The sequence below is a fragment of the Flavobacterium sp. genome, assembly GCF_035760125.1.
Classification (GTDB): domain Bacteria; phylum Bacteroidota; class Bacteroidia; order Flavobacteriales; family Flavobacteriaceae; genus Flavobacterium.
Genome location: NZ_DASTTN010000188.1, coordinates 1 through 5,206, shown reverse-complemented (window position 1 = coordinate 5,206; position 5,206 = coordinate 1). Strand labels below are relative to the sequence as shown.

The following is a 5,206-nucleotide window of genomic DNA, read 5'->3' as shown; positions in this document are numbered from 1 at the left end:
TGCTTTTAGTTCTATTTGAAAGACTTTCTGAAATAATATAAAAACAGGCACTCGTAGTAAGAATCAGAAACAAACCCAATAAACAGATCAACTTTCTTTTAGAGAGTCCTAATGTTACACTGCTCATTTTTCTTGCCCATTTATCTTGAATAACTAAATAATACTTATGTCCTATTTGATACCCCTTACTCCTGTTTTCTGCTGCGGATACCGGTTTACTCCCATACCTTTTAGATAGTGACCACATCATTGCTTACTTTCTGTTTTCAACTTTTAAATCCTTATTCTCGATTGTATTCCAATGCTCAATTAAAAACCCGTGTGGATTATTGTCGCTTCTTGAGACATTGCGTAAAGTGCCTTCAGTGATAAGGCTTCGATCCAAAATACTGGTTGTACGAATAATTTTCTGTTTAGCGTAACATTTAAAATGATATGGGTATTCCTTGATATCAATACTAATGCTGTCAACAATAATAGTTTGACTGATGTTCCCCGAAATTATTCCTGAATAGTAACCGCTCTCCTTTAGATCATCATAAATTCTTTTTGCACTATCGTCTGCCAAATAAAGCGCCTTGGTAACATTGTCCTTTATTACTTTATCATCAGGATCAAGGGTAAAAAAGAATTTGTGAAAAGTCTTTACATGGTCTTTGGCCTCCACAGGTATATTATCCTTTCGATCGGAAGAATAGGCTTCTATTGCCTTGCCGTTTGCCAAAATATATACCCTGTCTTCCATCAATGTCAGTGCACTAAAACTGCTGTAAATTATATAACAGCAGATTATAATGCACCCAACAACAACCAACACTGTAAAACTTCTCACATAACGAAATGCCGTATCTATATTCTTCATTTTTGCAAACATGATCTGAGCTTTAGATTATTTAGAATTCCCTTTTAGTCTATCTCCCATATAATTTCCTTTTTCCTCGAAGTATGGTGAAGCCTGCGTGGAAGAAGACATACTTTGGGACATTTTTCCCGCTGCATTGCCCATTGCATCTACAGCCATTCCCGCTCCCTGAGTAGTGCTATTAATAACAGAAGTACTTGAACTTCCAAAAATACTGGTCACTTTCTGACCTAGAGCCCCGCCCCCGCCAGCGTGAACTATATAATTGGCTACTGACGGAACCGTGAAATAGCCTACAATACCAATAATCATAAAAATGAGGTATGCCATGTCTGTCCTGCTAAAAAATGTATCTCCATAACTATTCACCTGAGAGATATCAATCTCCAGCATCTTTTCCTGTATTTTACCGATGATGCTTCCGAAAATATTCGCAACCGGTAACCATAAATAAATATTAATGTATCGTGCCAGCCAAACCGTAAGCGTATGCTGAAATCCATCAAAAACAGCAATCCCAAAAACAAGAGGACCTAAAACGGAAAGTACTATCAATTGAAATGTCCTTAAGGTATCGATACACAAAGAGGCCGCTTCAAACAATACTCTCAAAACCTCACTCAGCCACTCTTTTACGGAATTTCGAAAACTATAGGAAGCCTTCGACATGGCGAATTTGATATCGTTTCCTACTCCATCAATCATTCCCTCATCATTCGGATTTGCATTATCATGAGTATATTTATACCATCTGTCTTGATTGCCATCACCTGATTCACCAATATACATTTGCCAAGTATTCGTGCTTTTAATGGCTTCTTCTTTTTTTTGCAACAACAAACCAATAGCTTTATTGGAACCTTCAACCATTGCAGCTGTCGCTGTCACCGTGGGTTTCATTACCCCATTGATCATATACAGTACAGAGGGAAAAATCATAATGCAAAAACCAATAACGAAAGGGCGAAAAAGCGGATAAAAATCGATTGGCTCCGCATTGGCAATATGCCTCCATACTCGCGAACCGATATACCAAATTGTTGCAAAACCGGCTATTCCCTGCCCCACTCCCAACAAATTATTGCACAAAGGCATCATCTGATCATAAAGCTGATCCAGTACAATATGAAGACTGTTCATTTCATCCCCGACACCTTGAGCCTGGCTCACAATAGGCAATAGTAGTGCTACGCTGGCAAAAGTGACCGCTATATTCAATTTAGACATGACTTAAATTATTAGTTATTTAATTCATAAATGCCTCGCAAAACATTTACATCATTATGTTCCTTGGCGCGCTGGAGCGCCAGGATATCGGAAGAAGCATTAAAATTTCTCAGAAACTGTAGTTTGTCCTGCATTTCCAAATAGATGGCATCAATGACTTTCAATCGCTCATCATCGGACATTCTAAGTTTATTTGCAGTAATTACCATTGCCAACTCATCTAAGTTCCTCAGACTTTCCCTAACTAAATTGCCATAAACCTTTTCAAAATATTCGATTTCCTTTTGCGAAAAACTCTTACTGTTGGAAAACCTTTTAAAGGCAATCTTACTCTCTTTTATCATCATAATTTGATAATTGATAATATCCCCCACTCGCTTATATTTTTTTACAACCGGGCTCACTTGCATCAAAGCGTCCAAAAATGTTTTATGCAAAGTGAAATTGCCCTGGGTCATATCTTTGACCGCTTTATATCCTCCGTTCAAGATTTCATATCCCTTTTTCATATCCGACAAAATCTGCTTGAACTGGGCGAGTTTCTCAATGTTCAATAACAACTGTTGCATTTCCTGATATTGTGCCACTGCCTTCACTGGCGTGAGTAACATCATAAGAAGTATAACCAGTATCTTTATCTTTTTCATTATTTCCTGTTTTACAAGCCTTGCAAAGCACTACTCCATTTCACATCATCATTTTCTTTAGTCTTTGATAAAGAAAGCAAGCTTGCCTGCTTGCAGAAACTTTGACAGAACGCATAATCATCCATCATCGTTCGATGCAAACCATCAATACGTTCTATTCTTTGATCGTCTTTCATTTCAAGATTAACATCTGTGGTCACTTCAATGAGCTCATTTAGGGTGGCATTACAATTATCAAGCAACCGATCAAATGCCCGCTGAATATAATCCAATTCATCCCCATGAAATAAATCATCATTGCGCAATCGTTCAAAAGTGCTTTTGTAAGTCTTGATAATCTGAATCTGCATCGAAATAATTTCTGCCACTTTTGCATAATTCTTAATCTTTGGATTCACTTTCCCTAGAGAAGAAAAGTAATCACTATGCAAATTCACTTCCCCTTTCTTGACATCGCCTATGAAATTTAACCCTTTCTTGACCACAGCATATCCTTTTTGCGCATAGTCTATATAGATTTGAAGTGCCGCGATTTGCAATAACAACATCTTTTGTTGCTTGCCTTGGGCCTGTAACCCGCCAGTAATCAGATTTACAGTAACTAGCAATACAATTATCTTTTTCATTTCAATTGCTTTATTTATGGAATTCCGTAAAACCTCTTGACAGCATTCACATCATTGCTGGTTTTAGCCCTTTGCAAACTCAACAGTACATTCTGTTTATTAAATACGGTCAAGTCATCGTAATTAGAATCAATTTGGTCAGCTGCGGCATTAATAATCTCAAGCCTTTTCAAATCGCTCATTTGCGTAGTAAAAGATTCCAGTATTAGAAAAATCTGATCTATATTCTTTACACTTTCTTCCAAAATACCCGAATAAACCCTTTGCATATAATCCAATTCATCAGCATTAAAATGTTTGTCCTGCTGAAATAAATGCCAAGCCCTTTCGTATTCTTCGACCAATCTGGTTTGTTTTTGGGTAATATCTTTAATTCGTTGATAATAGGTAATGATCGATTTTACTTTCATCAGTTCCTGGTAATACTCTTTGTAGAGATCACGCTGTTTTTGCGACCATTTTGAAATCTCATCCAATTTTAGTTTCGACAGGATATTCTCGATTTTTTTCTGTGCGTTTTGCAACCAAATTGTTTTGTTCTGCAGTCGCTGTATCCGAAGATCAACAGCCTTTATTGCGGCAATTAGTGCCGCTCTCACAATCTCTATGATAGGAAGGGCTACTGCGGTTTCTACTGGCCTTACTGGAGTGTATACAAGAAATAGACACAACGCGCAAGTCAACATTTTTGTCTTTGCTTTCATTTTTCCTTTTCATTTAGTTTTCAATTCACAAATATTCAGCAATGCTAATTTAATTTTTCGCCCTCGCCTCTTCCCTCAAGTCAAAAGCCAATGCAGCAATTCCCTTTTTAATATCCCCATCAAACTTTTTGGCATAGGCCTGCACTTTTACTTTCTCGGTCTCTTCTGTGGTATAGGCCAAATACTCTTCTAATGAGACTTCTGTTCTATACACCTTGGATAACATGCCTCCTAATGAGATAAATACTTCCTTGTATTTTTTATCTGGATCATTGGCTTTGTTTACCGAAAGTACCAACGCCTTTTCCTTTTCCGTTAATCCCAATAATTCCTGTATCTGATCAAATTTATTTTGGTATTTGCTTTGGTCGAGCAATATTTTGCAGTCACTGTTGTTAATTATGGCTTGCTTGACAACAGGTGAGGAAATAATGTCTTCCACTTCTTGGGTGACCACAATGGCTTCTCCAAAGAACTTTCGGACCGTTTTAAATAGATACTTGATATACTCAGCCATTCCTTCCTTGGCAATCGCTTTCCATGCCTCTTCAATCAAAATCATTTTGCGGACACCTTTTAGTTTTCTCATTTTACTGATAAAGACCTCCATGATAATGATGGTAACCACCGGAAAAAGTATTGGATGATCTTTGATGTTATCCAACTCAAATACAATGAATCGCTCTTTAAGCAGTTCCAGATTATCAGTGGCATTCAGCAAATAATCAAACTCCCCGCCTTTATAGTAAGGACGCAACACATAGAGAAAATTATTGACGTCAAAATCTTTCTCCTTCACTTTATCGTTTTCCAAAATCGGAACAAAATCTTCTTTCAAAAATTCGTAAAAACTGTTAAAGCAAGGAAACAGATTGGGATTAGCCTCCAACTTTTCATAGTATAGTTGGAGAGCATTCGACAAAGCCACATACTCGCTACGATTAAAAGTCTCAGTATCTTTTTTCCATAGCGCCAGTAAAAGCGTTTTAATACTTTCTTTTTTCTCCGTATCTAAACTATCTCCCACTCCAATGTAAAATGGATTGAATCGAATCGGGTTCTTCTCATCATAGGTAAAATAATACCCTCCAACCATATCACATAATCCTTTGTAACTATGTCCCACATCAACTAATACTA

7 protein-coding genes are annotated in these 5,206 nt (G+C 37.2%); all 7 read right to left on the bottom strand.

Annotation, left to right across the window (positions count from 1 at the left end; translation table 11 throughout):
• The coding region (locus tag VFS71_RS07050; protein WP_326400219.1) for a hypothetical protein at nucleotides 1-250 on the bottom strand (250 nt) is incomplete at its 3' end.
• 3 nt (nucleotides 251-253) lie between these two features.
• Nucleotides 254-874: a conjugative transposon protein TraK gene (gene traK / locus VFS71_RS07045; RefSeq protein WP_326400218.1), complete on the bottom strand. Its 621-nt coding sequence runs from the start codon at nucleotides 872-874 to the stop codon at nucleotides 254-256.
• A 15-nt stretch (nucleotides 875-889) separates the two neighbouring features.
• The gene (traJ, locus tag VFS71_RS07040) at nucleotides 890-2,089 is read right to left on the bottom strand and encodes a conjugative transposon protein TraJ (RefSeq protein ID WP_326400217.1); all 1,200 of its coding nucleotides are present in this window, start codon (nucleotides 2,087-2,089) and stop codon (nucleotides 890-892) included.
• An 11-nt stretch (nucleotides 2,090-2,100) separates the two neighbouring features.
• Nucleotides 2,101-2,736, bottom strand: a complete 636-nt coding sequence (locus tag VFS71_RS07035) for a TerB family tellurite resistance protein (protein ID WP_326400216.1) — start codon at nucleotides 2,734-2,736, stop codon at nucleotides 2,101-2,103.
• An 11-nt stretch (nucleotides 2,737-2,747) separates the two neighbouring features.
• Nucleotides 2,748-3,284, bottom strand: coding sequence for a hypothetical protein (locus tag VFS71_RS07030; protein ID WP_326400215.1), 537 nt, complete (start codon nucleotides 3,282-3,284; stop codon nucleotides 2,748-2,750).
• A 92-nt stretch (nucleotides 3,285-3,376) separates the two neighbouring features.
• Nucleotides 3,377-4,066: a conjugal transfer protein TraI gene (locus VFS71_RS07025; RefSeq protein ID WP_326400214.1), complete on the bottom strand. Its 690-nt coding sequence runs from the start codon at nucleotides 4,064-4,066 to the stop codon at nucleotides 3,377-3,379.
• 49 nt (nucleotides 4,067-4,115) lie between these two features.
• On the bottom strand, nucleotides 4,116-5,206 hold a 1,091-nt coding region (locus VFS71_RS07020; RefSeq protein WP_326400213.1), incomplete at its 5' end, for a TraG family conjugative transposon ATPase.

Coding starts and splice junctions, on each gene's coding strand:
- VFS71_RS07030 (WP_326400215.1), bottom strand. CDS start 3,284: ATGTTGTTATTGCAAATCGCGGCACTTCAAATCTATATAGACTATGCG.
- VFS71_RS07035 (WP_326400216.1), bottom strand. CDS start 2,736: ATGAAAAAGATAAAGATACTGGTTATACTTCTTATGATGTTACTCACG.
- VFS71_RS07025 (WP_326400214.1), bottom strand. CDS start 4,066: ATGAAAGCAAAGACAAAAATGTTGACTTGCGCGTTGTGTCTATTTCTT.
- traK (WP_326400218.1), bottom strand. CDS start 874: ATGTTTGCAAAAATGAAGAATATAGATACGGCATTTCGTTATGTGAGA.
- traJ (WP_326400217.1), bottom strand. CDS start 2,089: ATGTCTAAATTGAATATAGCGGTCACTTTTGCCAGCGTAGCACTACTA.